Source organism: Bacillus sp. EU63, assembly GCF_038592915.1.
In the GTDB taxonomy this organism is placed as follows: Bacteria; Bacillota; Bacilli; order Bacillales; family Bacillaceae; genus Bacillus; species Bacillus velezensis.
The window spans coordinates 3,708,354-3,726,063 of sequence record NZ_CP151944.1 but is presented as its reverse complement, the minus strand read 5'-3'; the positions used below and the strand labels follow the sequence as shown (position 1 = coordinate 3,726,063).

The following is a 17,710-nucleotide window of genomic DNA, read 5'->3' as shown; positions in this document are numbered from 1 at the left end:
CAAACGAAAGACTATGATTCCAGGAATAAAAGGAGTTGTTTTCTCAGTTTTGAAAAATCAGAAGATGACGCCGAAATGTTTACTTGTCAAAGCCGCAGAGCAAGTGGAAGATAAGCGGGAAGAATATAAAGAAGTATTGCTTCAGCTGAATCGCATGCTCAAGAGGGCTGAGCCGCACAATGAATGGAGTGATCGGCTGATGCATACATATGAACAGATGAAGGAATATGCGCTGTTTGTGCAATCGATTGAGATGTTTTTACGGTCATCCGCGAAAAAAATGAAATAATCCCCCTCGATCATGAGGGGGATATTTATTTTATTTTCCGCTAAGACGCATCGCCGAATGTTTAGTCGGTCCGATGTATTGGTTCAGCGGGAAGGATTCTTTGATTGCCGCGGTGATAAATTCTTTCGCCGCATAGATGGCTTCCTTCACTTCAGCGCCTTTGGCCAGTTCTGCCGTCACGGCGGCGGAGAATGTGCATCCGGCTCCGTGCGTGTAAGGTGTATCAATCATTTCGCTTTCTAATACTTCCGCGGTTTCTCCGTCATACAGCACGTCGATCGCTTTTTCATGTTTCAATTTGCCTCCGCCTGTAATCAATACATATTTCGCGCCGAGTTCGTGAATTTTCTTGGCCGCTTCTTTCATGTCTTCCACCGTTTTTAATTCATCCATACCGCTCAGCTGGCTTGCTTCAAACAGGTTGGGCGTGATGACGGTTGCCAGAGGCGCCAATTGGGTGCGAAGCGCTTCGGCATGCTCCGGATACAGCACTTCGTTCGCTCCTTTGCAGACCATGACAGGATCGATAACGACATTCTTCAGCTGTTTTTCTTTAATCGTTTTCGCCGCAAGCTCTATGATCTCCACGGTAGGGAGCATTCCCGTTTTCATGGCGTCTACGCCGATTCCGTCAACAATCGTCGCCAGCTGTGCGCGAATCGTATCAGCATCGATCGGAAATACTTGATGATCCCAGCTGTTCTCCGGGTCCATCGCTACGATCACGGTCAAAGCCGTCATTCCGTATACGTTTTTTTCTTGAAATGTTTTTAAATCGGCCTGAATTCCCGCGCCGCCGCTGGAATCAGAACCGGCAATAGTAAGTGCTTTGTGCATTGACATATCAATGGCCTCCATCAGTGTTTTATATCTCATTATAGTTAGATTTTCTCCCGATCACAATACGGAAGGCTTGGAGGAATGATTTGACAGCCGCGGGGGATGTGCGTACAATATCTACATAAGATTACTAGGTAAGGGTGAGAAAATAAATGCTCAACAGGGAGCTTGTAAAGGGAAGCACGGTCATTCTGGTGCTGACGCTGCTGAATGAACGGCCCATGTACGGGTATGAACTAGTGAAAGAAATGGAGAAAAGAAGCGGGAATGAACTGCAAATGAAGGAAGGCACGCTGTACCCATCGCTTCATAAGCTTGAACGCCAAAGCTATATTTCTTCTTACTGGGAAAAGCAGACCAAAGGGCCGGACCGAAAATATTACCGGATCACCGATGAAGGAAAAAACATTCTAGCCGAACGGACGAAGGAATGGAATCTGTTCTCTGCTCTGATGGACCGGATGCTGAAGCGGGGCGGGCAGAATGGATAAAGACCTTTATGTGCAGGAAATCAGAAAAGGGCTGGAAGGCAAGGCCGGAAGCCGTGAATTATTAAAAGAAATCGAAAGCCATATTCATCATGCCATATGTGATCATCTGGAAAAAGGCAAAACCGAAAGCGAAGCGATGGCGCTTATTCTGCGGGAAGTGGGGACTCCGTCTGAGATTATCTCTGCTTTTCAAAAAGCTTCGGCGGTGCCCGCGCGGACTTTTATGTTCTTTTATCTGTTCTGCAACTGCGGTCTTTTTGTGATGGGGGCGATGATTACGGTGATGCACGCGTGGAGGATTCATCCCGCTGTTGACGCGCTGTGGAAAGGAATTTCCGTGTCAGTATGGCTGATTATGATCGGTTATGTGCTGTATTGGTTCCAAATCGGCTATCAAGCTGGCAAGGAGTTCGGGGCTGGCGGCAAAAAGCTTGCTGAGCGGACGGTATGGGCTTCAATGGTGCCGAATCTATGTTTTATGTTTGTCTTTTTGTTCAATCTGGTTCCGGCTGGGCTGTTTCCTTCGGCGGTCACACCGAGTTTTGCGGCAGTATGCGCCGTTGTGACGGTATGTTTTCCGTTTTGCGGCAAAATAGGTTTTTACGCAGGCAGGCAGAGACTTGCCTGATCTTTTTCACTATATACATAGGGAATCTATATAGGGGTGTTAAAATGAGATTAGGTTCGTGGATGTACGGCGCGTGCGCCCAAATAACCGTTACCGTATTTACCGTCTGCGGCTTGGTTCTTGCATTGCCCGTTGTGAGTCTTTTTATTATGGTTCTGAATGGGATGCAAGACGCTATTTTTGTTGTTTTCAGTATTTTGCTTCTTCTATTGTTTTATGCGCTGGGATGGATTTGGGCCGTTTCGTTTGCGCGTGAGTGGAAGGTGAAACTTTTCGAGCTGCAGATCAGTTCGCTCATTCCGCTGGCGGGTATATTATACTTGTACATTGACAGCGGGGTGAGTATACCGGAACTGATTCATGATTGGCATGAGGATGGATGTGCGCTTGTCCCGCCGGCTTTTGTCTGCTTGTGCACATGCTATGCGATGGTGTTGGTGCCTGTTTATCAATCAAAACTTTGGAACGCCATGGAGGCGGGCAGACTTAATGCCAAGGCGGTATGCACTGTTTGGGGAGACCTTCTGATCATTCTCGTTTTGCTGGCGGGCATGACCTGGATTTGTTTCTGAATGGGCCGAAATCAAAAATCCCCCCTGATCTCTCCGCCGCTTTATGTTTTAATAGAACATGAGAAAAAAGCAGAAGGAGCGGGTCATGAATATATCAATTGTCATAGTCACGTATAACCGGATTCCGGCTTTGTGTGAGCTGCTGGAGTCGATTTCCATGCAGACCATAAAGCCTTATGAAGTCATCATCGTAAATGATGCCGGGGAATCGGTCGAACAAGCGAAGCAGCTGTACAGCGATCTGCCGATTCAGATTATTGATTTAGAACAGAATGCCGGACATGTGGAAGCGCGGAACGCAGGTGTGAAAAAAGCGTCGGGTGATTGTATCATGCTGTGCGATGATGATGATTTCATTACGCCGGGCCATTTGGAAAGAATAGCGGCTGCACTTGCTGATGCGGATTTTGTCCATTCTGACGCGGAAATTGTGTCATTTGAAGAACGGGGCGGCACGAGATACCCGGTGTCACGAAAGCCGTTCGCTTATACGGCGGATTATGCGGATATGCGGGTTTTTTCCACGTACGTTCCGTCAGGCAGCATGTACAGGCGTTCTCTGCATGACACGTTAGGGTATTTTGATCCGGATGTCCATAATTATTGGGACTGGGACTTTTATTTGCGCGCCGCGAAACAGCACCGTGTGAAGCGTGTTCCTTGCGCGAGCGTCATATATGCGTTTTTTGAGGGAGGCGGCAATCAGTCCGCGGATCTCGGCGGCAAACGGAAGCGGTACTTAGACCGGTTAAGCGAAAAGCACGGGCTTGGGGAGCTCCCGACGAAAAACTTCGCGGTTCTTCTTGAAGAGCCGGACATGAAGAGGCGGGAGGCGCCGACTGACATTGTGTGGGACGGAAAGCCCGTCCATTCAAGACTGCACAGTTCATAAGGGGGGACGGACAGTTTGAAACAGCTTTTAAAGGACAGCTGGTGGAATCAGCTGAAAGATGAATTTGACAAACCGTATTATCAAGAGCTGAGAGAAATGCTGAAACAAGAATACAGCAGCCAAACGATTTATCCTGACAGCCATGATATTTTTAACGCCTTGCATTATACGCCCTATGAGGATGTAAAAGCGGTCATTCTCGGACAGGACCCTTATCACGGGCCAGGACAGGCGCACGGGCTTAGTTTTTCCGTTCAGCCCGGGGTCAGACAGCCGCCGTCTTTGAAAAATATTTTCATAGAGCTTCAGGACGATATCGGCTGCTCCGTACCGAACCACGGATCACTCGTCAGCTGGGCGAAGCAGGGAGTGCTTTTGTTAAACACAGTGCTTACGGTTCGCCGCGGTCAGGCCAATTCCCACAAAGGCAAGGGATGGGAGCGGCTCACTGACCGCATCATTGATGTGGTGAATGAAAGAGAGAAACCGATTGTCTTTATCCTGTGGGGGCGTCACGCGCAGATGAAAAAAGAGCGCATTGACACATCGAAACACATTATTATTGAATCGACTCATCCGAGCCCGTTTTCGGCAAGGAACGGTTTTTTCGGGAGCAGACCGTTTTCCCGTACAAACGCCGCCCTTGAAAAAATGGGGGAGCAGCCGATCGATTGGTGCATCCCCGACCTGCCGCAATAAACGTTTTTTTTGAGGCGCTTCCGCCCGGCGGAAGCGTCTTTTTTGGCGTTCCGGGCGGTATGCCGCCAGAAAAAATAACAAACTCAATTCTGCGATTCACTCAGAAATTTGATAAAATGCAGGAAGAAGACAAATTACTGCTGGAGGATTTACTCATGAACATACATATCTCTGCTCTGATTCAGAAGATGGAAGAAGAACTGAGGCAGGCGAAAACAGCGGCCCGCACCGAGGAGGTCAAAATGCACGCGGCCGCCATCCGCTCTCTGTGTGATGTCGTGCTCGGCACTCAGACGCACACCGATCCGGCTCCTGTGCAGAATCCGATTCCGAAAGCGGCGCCGAAACCTTCAGCGTCTCCTTCGACAGACCCGCTGCTGCTTGAAAAAATGATGGGCAGCGCCGGGCTGAACCAATATCAGAAAAAAGCGAAAGACGAACGTGAGGAAGACGGAAACGGGGATTCCATTTTCGATTTTTAACAGGAGAGGTTGATTGACTTGAAACTGATACTCGGGGGTTTGCAATGGACGGCATTTATGATTGCGGCTGCGATTGTAGTTCCTGTCGCCATCGCACAATCATTTCACTTGAACCATGCCGATTCTGCCGCATTGATTCAGAGCACATTTTTTGTGCTTGGCGTCGCCGCGGTCATCCAATGTCTCCAGGGACATCGTCTGCCGATTAATGAAAGCCCGGCAGGCTTATGGTGGGGCGTATACACGATTTACGGCGGACTGACGGGCACGGTGTTCGCGACATTCGGCGAGACGCTGCGGGCGCTGCAGGGGGCGCTGTTATTAAGCGCTGTCTTTTTCTTTTTGTTCAGCCTTTTTAAAGTGATTGAACGGCTGGCCGTGCTGTTTACGCCGGTTGTGACCGGTGTGTATCTGCTGCTGTTGGTCATGCAGCTGAGTCAGCCGATTGTGAAAGGCCTTTTGGGCATCGGCTATTTAAAAAACAGCGTCGACGGCCTTGTATTCGGGCTCGCCATGGTTGTGACGGCGGCGATGTTCATCATGTCCCGATCGAATGTTACGTTCTTAAGACAGTATGCGATTCTCCTTTCGCTTGCCGGCGGATGGATCTTATTCGCCGTCTTCGGCGCAGCCAAACCGATTCAAATACCGGACCGCCTAATTCAGCTGCCGGCTCTTTTTCCGTTTGGAAAACCCGTGTTTGACAGCGGCCTGATCATTACGTCACTCTTCATTACCGTGCTTTTGATTGTCAACATGCTCGCGAGCATCCGGGTTGTAGAAGCGGCGGTGAAAAAATTCGGCGGCACCGTTGGGAAGCGGCGTGAGCGTCCGGCTGGGTTTGCGGCTTCGATCAGCCACCTTTTGAGCGGGCTGTCAGGGGGCATTGCGCCTGTACCGATTTCAGGGGCGGCCGGTTTTATTGAGACGACGAAGCTTCCTTCGAAAAAGCCGTTTCTTTTGGGAAGTGTATTTGTCATGATCATCAGTATGATCCCGCTATTTATGAATGCGTTTGCGAGTCTGCCCTCACCGGTCGGCTTTGCGGTAAACTTCGTCGTTTTCTCCACGATGGCGGGTCTTGCCTTTACGGAGTTTGACTCTTATGAGAAAGCGGAGCAAAAACGAATCCGCTCCATTATCGGTCTGGCGCTCCTGACGGGGGTCGGCGTAATGTTTGTGCCGGAGAGCGCGTTATCAGGGATGCACCCGATCCTGATTTCGCTCTTAAGCAACGGCCTTGTGCTCGGGACGCTGCTGGCGATAGCGATTGACCGAATCCAGCTTATCAAAAAGAAAAAATCCGACAATCTCGTGTCATCGGATGACGGACGTTGAATTTTGCCGATGTTGGGTTATGATTGAATTGGAAACTTTAACGAAAAGGCGGGAGAAAAATAGATGAAAGTGTTTATTATTCTTGGTGCGATTAACGCTTTATTGGCCGTGGCGCTGGGCGCTTTCGGCGCGCATGGGCTTGAAGGGAAAATCCCCGATAAATATTTGCAGGTGTGGCACACAGGCGTGCAATATCATATGTATCACGCGCTCGGTCTTCTGGCTGTCGCGTTTTTGGCCGAAAAGCTCTCTGGCGCAGGCAGTGTTTCTGTTGCGGGCTGGCTGATGTTTGCGGGCATCGTTCTGTTTTCAGGAAGCCTGTACGTATTGAGCGTGACGCAGATTTCTATTCTCGGCGCGATTACACCGCTCGGCGGCGTGGCGTTTATCATCTCTTGGATTATGATTATCGTCGCGGCCGTCAAATATTTATAAAGAAAAAAAGCCAATCCTCTGTCAAGTGAGCGATTGGCTTTTTGATTTATCTCGGAGAATAAGAAGACATGGAGTACGGATAAGTATAAGCGATTTCCTCATCAAACGTGATGTAATCAAGGTAAATGGTCAGAAGCAGATAGCGGGTGCCCGTTTTCGGATCGCTGATGATGATATGGTCACGTCCCGCCGCCTGAATCACACCGCGGAAAATCTTTGAATTCCATTCTTTGCTGTTTTCAAATGTCATATAAATCGTCGCCGTTTTGCCCCGGTTCAACCGCAGAATATTTTCAATGTATGACTCTTCAATCGGCAGCATGCCGGGAACGTTTTGTGACGATGATGGACCTGACGGAATCTGAAAGCTGCCGCCGCCTTGCTGCATCGGCATTGTCATTTGCTGCTGCATCGGCATCATTTGCGATCCTTGGCCGCCCTGAGGCTGCGGATAAGGATTAGGCCCGAGCTGCGGCTGGTATCCTTGCATATCCATTCCCATCCCCATCCCTTGCATTTGCTGATATTGATTCTTTTTCGGTTTCATATTGTTCCTCCTTTGATGAAAACCTCTTCATGCTGAAACCTCCTGACAAGTATCAGACAGCCGACAGAGAAGCTGCTGTTTTTATCTATTCCACCATATGAGCCCGCAGAAATATTTATGCGAAAAAAGAAAATACGCTCCAATGAGTCCGGACATCAGAGCCGGTTTTTTTTGTGCGCGCAATGCTGACTTTTCACATAATAGTCTGTATTCCTATCGCATCTTCCGCATAAGGAACATATGATAGCGGTAGTTTCAGGTGCGAAAAGGGGGTGACGAGTTGCCTAAAGTGTCAGTGATCATGACGAGCTATAACAAAAGTGACTATGTGGCCCGCTCTATTAAAAGTATTCTGTCTCAGACGTTTACGGACTTTGAGCTGTTCATTATGGATGACAACTCAAATGAAGCGACATTGGTGAAAATACGTCCTTTTCTCACGGATGACCGCGTCCGGTTTTATCAAAGCGATGTATCGGGCGTCAAAGAAAGAACGGAAAAAACACGCTACGCCGCCTTGATTAATCAGGCAATAGAAATGGCGGAGGGCGAGTACGTGACGTATGCGACCGACGACAACACGTATGTGCCGGAACGGCTTGAGAAAATGGTGAAAGAGCTTGATGAAGACCCGGAAAAAGCCGTCGTGTATTCAAGTTCCAAAACCTATCATCTGAATCAGCGGAAAGAGACGGTGAAGGAGACGGCCAGGCCCGCCGAACGGATCGTGTGGAACGCGCCGTGCGCCATTGACCATTGTTCGGTCATGCACCGGTTTTCCGTGCTGGAACAGGTCAAATCGGCATTCGGTTCCTATTGGGATGAAAGCCCCGCGTTTTACCGGATCGGTGACGCCCGTTTCTTCTGGAGAGTGAATCATTTTTATCCGTTTTACCCGATTTCTGAGGAGCTTGATATCAATTATATTACCGATCAATCCATCCATTATCAGCTTTTCGCGGCGGAGAAAAACGAGTTTGTGAACAGTCTTCCGCAGCAGACCACGTGCCGGGAGCTGAGGGAATCATTAAAAAAGCTTGGAAAGGGGTGAGGGCTTGTCGGCATACTTAGCGAACTATTGGGTGCTGTACCGGCAGTATATTGACCTTTTTCAGTCACTTCGCTACAAAGACATCCCGCTCGCATTGATCAGTAATTTTTATCAATATATCAGTCCGGCGCTTCGGGAGAGCATGGAGCAGAACCCAGAGCTTTTCGGTCCGGCTGATCAGCATATTCCTGAAGCCGGTATACAGCCATATTATGATCAAAAAAGGCAAAACATTAAGAAAACAGATGAGAAACCGGTAAACGGAAAAGTCATTCTGCATTTCGATCATCTTCGGTTCACCGAGGGAAATTACCGGCAGTTTGATCCGGCAAAAACAGCGGTACTGGCTAGATGGAGTCTGCCTGACCATTACGGGCTGCCCGTTATCTGCAAATTGGAGCTGACGGGAATGGGGCAAAAAGGGAACCCCGTCCCTTATATTGAAAAAGCCCATTCCATTTTGAAAGAGCTTCACAGCCATCCCGCTTTCGGAAACAGAGAATTTCAGGAACGTTTGTATAAAGACATTCCATTATTTATTGAAGCGGTTGATGCCGTTGATATTTTGTTTACGGCCGAGAAGATTTCCGCCGTTGTAGTCGGCACGACAGAGGATATTTACAGCCGTGTGCTGGCGCTGATGTCAGCGAAAAAAAACGCCGTCAGCATCTGTCTCCAGCACGGAGCGCTCATGGGAGATGAAGCGTTTCTGCCCGTATTTACGGACTATCAGGCTGTATTCGGGGCTTATGAAGCGGAGTGGTATAAAGCAAAAGGCTGCAGGGATGAACAAATCATCATCACGGGGCATCCCCGTTTCGACGAGATTTTCTCAAGAGAACCGATAGATCAGGATACGTTTTACCGCAAACTTTCTTTTCTCCCGTCACAGCGGACGGTGCTGATCGCCACGCAGCCGTTTTCTGATGAATTTTATACGGGAGTGCTTGAAGAGCTTGCCGGTCAAAAGAACATGCAGCTCATTATTAAACCGCATCCGTGGGAAATCGACAAAAACAAGCTGGATGCTTACAATCAGGTGCTGCGGAAATATAAAGCAGGCAAAATCATCAAAAAAGAGATGGAGCTGTATGACATTCTCCCGTATGTTGACGCTGCGGTGACACAGACATCAACGGTCGGTCTTGAAGCGATGCTGTTTCAAAAGCCCGTGCTGATCGGAAAATCAGCGGGAACCCGCCGATACCCTTATTATCATTCACTTGGAGAATTTGTTTTTGAGGACCCGCAGGCACTTGCTCAGGAATTAATCCGGATATGCGAAAGCCCCGCGGAATATCAAAAAGCGGAACAGGCGCGCCGTGCTTTTGTCGCCGCGAACTACCCGGTTCAGGATTCGCTTGCCGCTTTATGCCAAGTGCTTCAGGAAAAAACCGGAGTCAGCTTCAGACGGGTTGACCCTTCATAAAAAAGATAGGAGCGCAAAGAAAATGGTGCAAAAAAGATCAGCTTTTCTTCCTTATTCATTGCCCATGATCGGGAAGGACGAAATTCAGGAGGTTATTGATACGCTTGAATCGGGCTGGCTTTCAAAGGGACCGAAAGTAGAGGCGTTTGAAAAAGCCTTTGCCGCATGGACGGGGGCAAAGCACGCGATCGCGCTGAACTCATGTACCGCCGCTTTGTTTTTGGCCCTGAAAGCGAAAGGGATCGGTCCCGGCGACGAGGTCATCACGTCTGCCGTGACGTTCAGTTCTACAGCCAATACAATCGTGCACACAGGCGCCGTTCCGGTGTTTGTTGACATCGATCCGCTTACGCTGAATGCGGACCCTAAAAAAATTGAGGCGGCCGTCACCCCGCGGACAAAGGCGATTGTACCCGTTCATTTCGCCGGCCAGTCGTGTGATATGGATGAGATTCTGGCCATTGCCGAAAAGCATCAGTTATTTGTCTTAGAGGATGCCGCACATGCCGTGTATACCACTTATAAACAGAAAATGATCGGATCAATCGGTGATGCGACGGCATTCAGCTTCTACGCGACAAAAAACCTGGCAACCGGTGAAGGCGGCATGCTGACGACGGACGATGACGGGCTTGCCGATCAGATCAGGGTGCTCAGCCTTCACGGCATGAGCAAAGGCGCGTGGAACCGCTATTCTTCAAACGGAAGCTGGTACTACGAGGTCGAAACGCCCGGCTATAAAATGAATATGTTTGATCTTCAGGCAGCGCTTGGGCTTCATCAGCTGAAACGGATTGACAGCATGCAGCAAAGAAGAGCCGACATTGCGAGCCGCTACCAGGACGCCTTCAGACACATGAAAGGGCTGACCATCCCGCATGTCAGTGATGACGGACGGCATGCATGGCATCTGTATGTTCTTCAAATAGAGGAGCAGGAGGCCGGGGTCAGCCGGAACGATCTGATTTCCGCTTTAAAAGACCAATATCATATCGGCACAAGTGTTCATTTTATTCCGGTTCCGTTCCATCCGTATTATCAAAAAACGTACGGATATAAGGAAACTGACTTTCCGGCCGCGGCAGCGTATTATCACCGCACCGTGTCACTCCCTCTTTATCCGTCAATGACAGATGACGACGTTGAATACGTCATTGCAGCCGTTACGGATATCGTCAAAGGGGCTGATTAGGTGTACAGACTGAGGGAAAATCTTGCTCAGGACATGATTCATGCCTTCCTGCATCAGAAGGGCATCCAGCCGGAAGCCTATGAATCGTCGCTCTGTTTATTGGAAGAAAACAGCCTTCAAGGCGTGATTTTATATGAAAACTCTTCGTGGGAAAGTCAATTGTTCCGAAAAAATATCATCAATGTGAAGCTTGCAGCCGCAAACAGCACCGGACAGCTCAAAAGGCTGTTTCAGGAATTTTACGCGGCAAGGCGGGCGGCAGGCACTGATTTTATATTTATTAAAATACCGGCTGAAGATATCGGGGCGATGCAGGTCGTTCAGCAGCTTCCGAACGCTTATTTTGTAGGGAGTCTGCTCAAGCTCGTCAGCCCGGTGCGTGTATATAACAGCACGCCGCCATTTGAGATTACAGAAGCCGGACCCGGCGACACGGAAGCGATCAGCCGGCTGGCCCGCGACGCCTTTACAAAAAGCAGGTATTACCAAGATCCCCGCCTCAGCTATGAAAGTGCGAACCGCCTGTTTGAAGAGTGGGCGCGGAATAACGCGGAAGGCAGAGCTTCATTACAATTCGCTGCCACATATAAGGGAGAGACCGTGGGCTTTGTTCAGGGGCTGTCTAAAGGCGATGAATTCGTCCTTGATCTGATGGCGGTAAAGCCGGGCTTTGAAGGAAAAGGAGCGGGATTCCATTTAGCGGCGCACGTGATTGAACAATCATTGCGCTTTCAGCATAAGACTGTATCAGCGGGAACGCAGCTCCACAATGTAAGAGCCATCCGCCTGTATGAAAGAATGGGATTTAAAGCGGATGCGTCCTATTACTACTATCATGTGTGGCCCGGGAAGGAGGCGGACTGATGGCATCATGCAAAATCGGAACGAAGTCAATCGGCGAAGGTTCGCCCGTATTCATCATCGCCGAAGCCGGAATTAATCATGACGGAAAACTGAGCCAGGCGTTTGAATTGATAGATGCGGCCAGTGAGGCCGGCGCGGACGCGGTCAAGTTTCAAATGTTTCAGGCTGACAAAATGTATCAGAAAGACCCGGGCTTGTACAAAACCGCTGCGGGAAAAAACGTCTCTATTTTTTCTTTGGTGCAATCCATGGAAATGCCCGCCGAGTGGATCGAACCGCTGCTTGAATATTGTAAGAAAAAAGGCGTGCTGTTTTTAAGTACGGTATGTGACGAAGGCTCTGCCGACTTACTGTATGCGACTTCCCCTTCAGCCTTTAAAATCGCCTCCTACGAGCTGAATCATCTGCCGTTATTGAAATATGTCGCGGGGCTGAAGACCCCGATTATTTTTTCCACCGCGGGCGCTGATATTTCAGATATTCAGGAGGCTTATCAAACCATTACCGGCGAGGGGAACACAGAAATTGCGATCATGCATTGTGTGGCGAAATATCCCGCGCCGCCTGAATACAGCAATCTGAGCGTCATTCCCATGCTTGCCGCCGCATTCCCGGATGCAGTGATCGGTTTCTCCGATCACAGCGCCCATCCGTATGATGTGCCGTGCGCGGCTGTCAGGCTCGGAGCGAAACTGATTGAAAAGCATTTTACGATCGATAAAAACCTGCCCGGTGCTGATCACTCCTTCGCTCTCAATCCGGATGAATTAAAAGAAATGGTTGCGGCGATCCGCTCAGTTGAAGCGGAGCTGCGGCAGGGGCATCACGCTCCGGTGCCGGAAGTGCTGTCGGGAAGTTCTCATAAAACGACGACACCGATTGAAGGGGATATCAGAAGGTTCGCTTACAGAGGCATTTTTTCAACAGCGCCGATTCAAAAAGGCGAATATTTTACGGCGGAAAACCTTGCCGTCCTTCGTCCCGGCCAAAAACCGCAGGGGCTTCACCCGAGATATTTTGAGCTTTTAACTGACGGGGCGCGTGCGGTCAGGGATATCCCCGCCGACACGGGCATCACTTGGGATGACCTTTTGACGAAAGGCAGCCCATATGATGACTGACATTTTGTTTATCATTCAGGCGCGGATGGGAAGCGGGCGTCTTCCCGGCAAAGTGCTGAAACCGATCGGCGGGTATACGATCCTCGATATCATTGTCAAAAGGGTTCGGCAAAGCGCGTATTATGATCAATCGCGGGATAATCTGATCGTCGCCTCGTCTGACAGCAAGACCGACGACATTCTGTCTGCGCACTGCATCAGCAAGAACTACCGTGTGCACCGCGGCAGCGAGCAGCGCGTGCTTGACCGGTTTGCACAAGTCATCGAACGAGTAAAACCGGACATCGCAGTCAGACTGACGGGGGATAACCCGTTTGTCGACCCTTCGCTGCTTGATTTTCTGATTCAATCGCATTTAAATCAGCACGCAGACTACACGTATATCTGCGGTACACCGCTTGGCATCGGCGGCGAGGCGGTTAACGCGCGTCTTTTAACGGGGATCAATGCGGACAAAACACTGGCGGACAAATATCAGGAGCATGTCACGCTTTTAATAAGAGAATCTCCTGAGAAGTACCGGCTTCTCTTTCCTGAGCCCCCGCAGGAACTCCGGGCTCCTCACTTGCGGCTGACCGTCGATACAGAAGAGGACTACAGGCTGGCCCGCGAGCTGTACGTAAAAGCGGGCTCGCGTCCTGATATTTCGGCAAAAGAATTGATCCATCTGCTGAATCGTGATCCGGAGCTCAGGGCTATTAATCAAATGATCCGGCAAAAAGAGGCTGATTAGCATGCGGGTTTTGATTTTCGCGGACGGGGGCCGTGACATCGGCATGGGGCACGCGGTCCGGATGAAGCTGCTTGCCGGTGCCATTAAGAACAATTGCTCAATAACGTTCTACACAAATAAAGAGGCTTTTTCTTATCTGTCATCTGATCAATGGGAAGTGATCATCAAGCCTGTCAAGGGACAGAAGGAATTTATTGTCCGGGAAATAAACAGGCAGGCTCCTGACCTTCTCATTTTCGATCTGCTCGATATGCCGTGTGACTGGTTAGAGGAAATCAAAAAGCATTCATCGGCACGTATCGTTTTATTTGAAGAAAAACGGGAACATGTCATTCATTTATGCGATGCCGTTATAAACGGCATTTACGGAGGGCTGAAAAGCCGGACGGTTCAAATGGGCGGCGCCGTTGTATATGAAGGCCCGGAATATATCATTCTTCATCCGGGTTTTGAAAAAGCAAAGCAGCTCTATCAGCTGAGAAAAGAATGCCGGACCATATTGGTTTCATTAGGAGGAAGCGACCCGAAGAAGCTTGTCTTTAAAGTGATGGAAGCATGCCGCCGCATCCCCGATATTCAGCGAAAACGAGTGATCATCGTCATGGGCGGCGCCGCGCCTCATGCTGATGACGTGCGCGCGCATCTTACACAAATGCCTTATGCCGAGATGGTAAGGCAGACAAATGACATGGCCGCGCTTCTTTCGAGGGCTGATATGGCCGTCGTGTCCGGCGGGATCACTTTATATGAGACCATTTGTACGGGTGTGCCCTGCATCGTTCTTTCTCAAGTGGAGCATCAAACTGAGACGGCGGAAAAATTCGCCGCACGGGGGGCCGCCGTTCATCTCGGCCTTGGTGAATGCATATCAGCGGACGTTCTCGCACGGCATATGTCTGACATGGCCGCTGATTATCCGATGCGGTCCGGACTTCATCAAAACGGAAAGCCGCTGGTTGACGGCAGGGGCATCAAACGGGCGGCGGCGATTCTTTATGATTTGTGATAAAACCACACGTAAGGAAGTGTTCATGTGAAAGGTGTTATCTTAGCCGGAGGCACCGGCTCACGCCTTATGCCGCTGACAAAAGCGGTCAATAAGCATTTACTCCCTGTCGGTCCATATCCGATGATTTACTGGTCGATCATGAAGCTGGAAGAAGCGGGGATTACGGATATCTTGCTGATTACGCAAAAAGAATATATTCCGCAATTTCATAAACTTCTCGAAACCGGAGAAGAACTCGGCGTCTCAATCACATATCAGGTTCAGCCAGCCGCATCCGGCATTTCCGACGGTTTATCATACGCAAAGCGGTTTACCGGGCGCGACCCGTTTGTCCTGCTTTTGGGAGATAATATTTTTGAAGATTCTTTAAAACCTTATACGGAGCGTTTCGCAAAGCAGGGAAAAGGAGCGAAAGTGCTGCTGAAAGAAGTGGACGATCCGGAGCGCTTCGGCATCGCCGAGATTGATGAGGAAAACAAACGGATCAAGTCGATCATTGAGAAGCCGGAGCAGCCGCCGACCAGACTATGCGTCACAGGGATCTACATGTACGACGCAGAAGTGTTTTCTTATATTGAACAAATTTCCCCTTCAAAACGCGGCGAACTGGAAATTACGGATGTCAATAATTTATACATTGAACACAGTGAGCTGACGTATGATGTGTTAACGGGCTGGTGGGTGGATGCGGGCACGCATGAATCGCTCTACCTCGCCGGAAGCCTGGCGCATCAGGCATTACAGAAAGAACAGGAGCATTAATCATGACAAAATCATATTTAATTACAGGGGGCGCCGGATTTATCGGCCTTACCTTCACAAAGATGATGCTGAAAGAAACGGACGCGCAGATTACCGTCCTGGATAATCTCACGTATGCAAGCAGGCCGCTTGAAATAGAAGCTTTAAAAAAGAACGGCCGTTTCCGTTTTATCAAAGGTGACATTTCTAAAAAAGAGGACATTGACAAAGTCTTTTCCCAAATGTATGACGCTGTCATTCATTTTGCGGCTGAATCCCATGTGGACAGAAGCATAAATCAGGCAGAGCCGTTCATCACAACAAATGTGATGGGCACATACCGACTGGCCGACGCAGTGTTACAGGGAAAAGCCGGCAGGCTGATTCACATTTCCACAGATGAGGTGTACGGAGATTTGGCGCCGGATGATCCCGCTTTTACAGAGACGACGCCGCTTTCTCCGAACAATCCGTATTCCGCCAGCAAGGCAAGCTCAGACCTGCTCGTCATGTCTTATGTGAAAACTCATAAGCTTCCAGCCATCATTACAAGATGCAGCAACAATTACGGGCCGTACCAGCATCACGAAAAAATGATTCCGACCATTATCAGGCATGCCGTAAACGGCACGCCGGTTCCGCTGTACGGTGACGGGATGCAGATCAGAGACTGGCTGTTTGCCGAAGATCATTGCCGCGCCATTAAGCTTGTGCTGGAAAAAGGAACACTCGGTGACATTTACAATATCGGCGGCGGAAATGAACGGACGAATAAAGAGCTTGCGTCATTTATCATGAAGGAGCTCGGTGTCGAGGAACGGTTTGCTCATGTCGAAGACAGAAAAGGGCATGACCGCCGTTACGCCATCAATGCTTCAAAGCTGAAAAATGAGCTGGGATGGCGGCAGGACGTCACATTTGAAGAAGGAATGAGAAGAACCATTCGCTGGTATACAGACAGCCAAGACTAATCGGAAAGAAGGGGATCCGATTGACGAAGGTATTAGTAACCGGAGCGGCCGGCCAGCTGGGGCGGGAGTTATGCCGCCAGCTGAAGCGGGAAGGGTATGAAGTGATCGCCTTGACAAAAGCGATGATGAACATATCCGACCAGCGTTCGGTGCGGCACTCGTTCAGCCATTACAAGCCGGATATCGTCGTCAATACGGCGGCATACACCTCCGTTGACAAATGTGAAACGGAGCTCGACAAAGCGTATTTAATAAACGGAATCGGCGCTTATTATGCCGCGCTTGAGGCTGAAAACACCGGCGCGAAATTCATTCACATCAGCACCGATTACGTCTTCAGCGGCAAAGGAACACGGCCATACGAGACCGATGATCCCGCAGATCCGGGCACGATTTACGGAAAAAGCAAAAAACTCGGCGAAGAACTGATCCGGTTGACTGGAAAAAACCACACCATTATCAGAACATCGTGGGTGTACGGCAGCGGCGGGCACAACTTTGTCAATACGATGCTGAAACTTGCGGATACACATGATCAGGTGCGTGTCGTTAACGATCAAATCGGGGCGCCGACGTACACAAAGGATTTAGCCGAAACGGTGGTCGGTCTGTTTGACAGGCCGCCGGGCTTATACCACGCCGCAAACAGCGGAGTGTGCAGCTGGTATGAATTTGCCAAGGCTATTTTTGAAGAAAGCGGCAGAACCGCCGCCGTGCTGCCCGTCACGACGGAGGAATACGGAAATGAGACGCCGCGCCCCGCTTATTCGGTGTTGAGTCTTGAGTCGATTGAACGGCAGGGGCTCGGCATGAGGCATTGGCGGGAAGCGCTGCAGGATTATTTACAAGGGGAGGGACAGTGCAAGTGATCGAAGGCGTAAAAATCAAAAAGCTGATCAAACACAGCGATGACCGGGGTTTTTTCTCAGAACTCGTCCGTGACGATGAACATCTCTTAGAGCGTTTCGGGCAGGCTTCCTGGTCCAAAAGCTATCCCGGCGTCATTAAAGCATTTCACTATCATGAGAAACAGGATGACCTGTGGTTTTTCCCGACGGGTCACGCCCAGGTCGTGCTCCATGACCTTCGCGAAGAGTCGGCAACCAAGGGAGAAACGGATGTCTACTACATGGGAGAAGACAATCCGATGCTCCTTCTCATTCCCAAAGGCGTCGCACACGGGTACAGAGTGCTGGGCGAAACCCCGCTGACTATTATTTATTTCACGACAATGTCCTACAATCCGGATCAGCCTGACGAAAAAAGAATCCCGTGGAATGATGACACCATCGGATTTGACTGGCAGACGGCTCACCGGTAGCGCACAAGACGAAGACAGCGGATGTCTTCGTTTTTTTGTGCTGATGTTAGCATTTGCTGTGAATG

Annotated in this window: 22 protein-coding genes; 20 read left to right on the top strand and 2 right to left on the bottom strand. The window is 49.7% G+C overall.

Going from position 1 to position 17,710, the window contains the following annotated elements; all coding sequences use genetic code 11:
- Nucleotides 1-13: 13 nt before the first annotated feature.
- Nucleotides 14-289 (top strand): hypothetical protein, encoded by a 276-nt coding sequence (locus NYE38_RS18715; RefSeq protein ID WP_042635591.1) that lies wholly within the window; start codon nucleotides 14-16, stop codon nucleotides 287-289.
- A 30-nt stretch (nucleotides 290-319) separates the two neighbouring features.
- Here the strand turns inward: NYE38_RS18715 and NYE38_RS18710 are convergent, their stop codons facing one another.
- Complete coding sequence (locus NYE38_RS18710) at nucleotides 320-1,132, bottom strand: bifunctional hydroxymethylpyrimidine kinase/phosphomethylpyrimidine kinase (protein WP_003150959.1); 813 nt, start codon at nucleotides 1,130-1,132, stop codon at nucleotides 320-322.
- Nucleotides 1,133-1,281: 149 nt separating this feature from the next.
- Here NYE38_RS18710 and NYE38_RS18705 point away from each other — a divergent pair, with 149 nt between their 5' ends.
- The 8 genes from NYE38_RS18705 (at nucleotide 1,282) to NYE38_RS18670 (ending at nucleotide 6,666) form a co-directional block, all read left to right on the top strand.
- Nucleotides 1,282-1,620 carry a PadR family transcriptional regulator gene (locus NYE38_RS18705; RefSeq protein ID WP_003150960.1) on the top strand — a complete coding sequence of 113 codons (339 nt, stop codon included), beginning with the start codon at nucleotides 1,282-1,284 and terminating at the stop codon, nucleotides 1,618-1,620.
- Nucleotides 1,613-2,248: a permease prefix domain 1-containing protein gene (locus NYE38_RS18700; RefSeq protein WP_017418660.1), complete on the top strand. Its 636-nt coding sequence runs from the start codon at nucleotides 1,613-1,615 to the stop codon at nucleotides 2,246-2,248. Before NYE38_RS18705 ends, NYE38_RS18700 begins: the two co-directional genes overlap by 8 nt.
- Before the next feature lie 44 nt (nucleotides 2,249-2,292).
- On the top strand, nucleotides 2,293-2,820 hold the full coding sequence (locus tag NYE38_RS18695; protein ID WP_017418661.1) for a hypothetical protein: 528 nt from the start codon (nucleotides 2,293-2,295) through the stop codon (nucleotides 2,818-2,820).
- A gap of 85 nt (nucleotides 2,821-2,905) precedes the next feature.
- Nucleotides 2,906-3,712 (top strand): glycosyltransferase family 2 protein, encoded by an 807-nt coding sequence (locus NYE38_RS18690; RefSeq protein WP_017418662.1) that lies wholly within the window; start codon nucleotides 2,906-2,908, stop codon nucleotides 3,710-3,712.
- Between the two features lie 15 nt (nucleotides 3,713-3,727).
- A complete protein-coding gene (locus NYE38_RS18685; RefSeq protein ID WP_012118732.1) occupies nucleotides 3,728-4,411 on the top strand; it encodes a uracil-DNA glycosylase in 684 nt (227 codons plus the stop codon).
- Between the two features lie 59 nt (nucleotides 4,412-4,470).
- Entirely contained in the window at nucleotides 4,471-4,893 is a 423-nt protein-coding gene (locus NYE38_RS18680; protein WP_025649406.1) for a YwdI family protein, read from the top strand.
- Between the two features lie 18 nt (nucleotides 4,894-4,911).
- On the top strand, nucleotides 4,912-6,231 hold the full coding sequence (locus tag NYE38_RS18675; protein ID WP_017418663.1) for a purine/pyrimidine permease: 1,320 nt from the start codon (nucleotides 4,912-4,914) through the stop codon (nucleotides 6,229-6,231).
- Between the two features lie 63 nt (nucleotides 6,232-6,294).
- A complete protein-coding gene (locus NYE38_RS18670; protein WP_003150969.1) occupies nucleotides 6,295-6,666 on the top strand; it encodes a DUF423 domain-containing protein in 372 nt (123 codons plus the stop codon).
- Nucleotides 6,667-6,712: 46 nt separating this feature from the next.
- On the opposite strand, the gene gerQ is transcribed toward NYE38_RS18670, so the two are convergent.
- Nucleotides 6,713-7,213, bottom strand: coding sequence for a spore coat protein GerQ (gene gerQ, locus NYE38_RS18665; RefSeq protein WP_017418664.1), 501 nt, complete (start codon nucleotides 7,211-7,213; stop codon nucleotides 6,713-6,715).
- Between the two features lie 280 nt (nucleotides 7,214-7,493).
- Between gerQ and NYE38_RS18660 the strand changes: the two genes are divergently transcribed.
- Genes NYE38_RS18660 through NYE38_RS18610 form a run of 11 tightly spaced genes read left to right on the top strand, consistent with a single transcriptional unit; the run spans nucleotide 7,494 to nucleotide 17,645 of the window.
- Nucleotides 7,494-8,264, top strand: coding sequence for a glycosyltransferase family 2 protein (locus tag NYE38_RS18660; protein WP_017418665.1), 771 nt, complete (start codon nucleotides 7,494-7,496; stop codon nucleotides 8,262-8,264).
- A gap of 4 nt (nucleotides 8,265-8,268) precedes the next feature.
- Nucleotides 8,269-9,693, top strand: a complete 1,425-nt coding sequence (locus NYE38_RS18655; RefSeq protein ID WP_025649405.1) for a CDP-glycerol glycerophosphotransferase family protein — start codon at nucleotides 8,269-8,271, stop codon at nucleotides 9,691-9,693.
- A gap of 22 nt (nucleotides 9,694-9,715) precedes the next feature.
- On the top strand, nucleotides 9,716-10,885 hold the full coding sequence (locus tag NYE38_RS18650; RefSeq protein WP_017418667.1) for a DegT/DnrJ/EryC1/StrS family aminotransferase: 1,170 nt from the start codon (nucleotides 9,716-9,718) through the stop codon (nucleotides 10,883-10,885).
- Nucleotides 10,886-11,749 (top strand): GNAT family N-acetyltransferase, encoded by an 864-nt coding sequence (locus tag NYE38_RS18645; protein WP_017418668.1) that lies wholly within the window; start codon nucleotides 10,886-10,888, stop codon nucleotides 11,747-11,749.
- Nucleotides 11,749-12,870 (top strand): N-acetylneuraminate synthase family protein, encoded by a 1,122-nt coding sequence (locus NYE38_RS18640; RefSeq protein ID WP_061861643.1) that lies wholly within the window; start codon nucleotides 11,749-11,751, stop codon nucleotides 12,868-12,870. The genes NYE38_RS18645 and NYE38_RS18640 overlap by 1 nt, the downstream gene beginning before the upstream one ends.
- Nucleotides 12,863-13,603: a spore coat protein gene (locus tag NYE38_RS18635; protein ID WP_025649404.1), complete on the top strand. Its 741-nt coding sequence runs from the start codon at nucleotides 12,863-12,865 to the stop codon at nucleotides 13,601-13,603. The genes NYE38_RS18640 and NYE38_RS18635 overlap by 8 nt, the downstream gene beginning before the upstream one ends.
- Before the next feature lies 1 nt (nucleotide 13,604).
- Nucleotides 13,605-14,609, top strand: coding sequence for a glycosyltransferase (locus tag NYE38_RS18630; RefSeq protein WP_025649403.1), 1,005 nt, complete (start codon nucleotides 13,605-13,607; stop codon nucleotides 14,607-14,609).
- Between the two features lie 27 nt (nucleotides 14,610-14,636).
- A complete protein-coding gene (locus tag NYE38_RS18625) occupies nucleotides 14,637-15,374 on the top strand; it encodes a sugar phosphate nucleotidyltransferase (RefSeq protein ID WP_025649402.1) in 738 nt (245 codons plus the stop codon).
- A 2-nt stretch (nucleotides 15,375-15,376) separates the two neighbouring features.
- Nucleotides 15,377-16,324, top strand: a complete 948-nt coding sequence (gene rfbB / locus NYE38_RS18620; protein WP_025649401.1) for a dTDP-glucose 4,6-dehydratase — start codon at nucleotides 15,377-15,379, stop codon at nucleotides 16,322-16,324.
- A 20-nt stretch (nucleotides 16,325-16,344) separates the two neighbouring features.
- Nucleotides 16,345-17,193 carry a dTDP-4-dehydrorhamnose reductase gene (rfbD, locus tag NYE38_RS18615; RefSeq protein ID WP_025649400.1) on the top strand — a complete coding sequence of 283 codons (849 nt, stop codon included), beginning with the start codon at nucleotides 16,345-16,347 and terminating at the stop codon, nucleotides 17,191-17,193.
- Entirely contained in the window at nucleotides 17,190-17,645 is a 456-nt protein-coding gene (locus tag NYE38_RS18610; protein WP_003150986.1) for a dTDP-4-dehydrorhamnose 3,5-epimerase family protein, read from the top strand. The genes rfbD and NYE38_RS18610 overlap by 4 nt, the downstream gene beginning before the upstream one ends.
- Nucleotides 17,646-17,710: the final 65 nt, after the last annotated feature.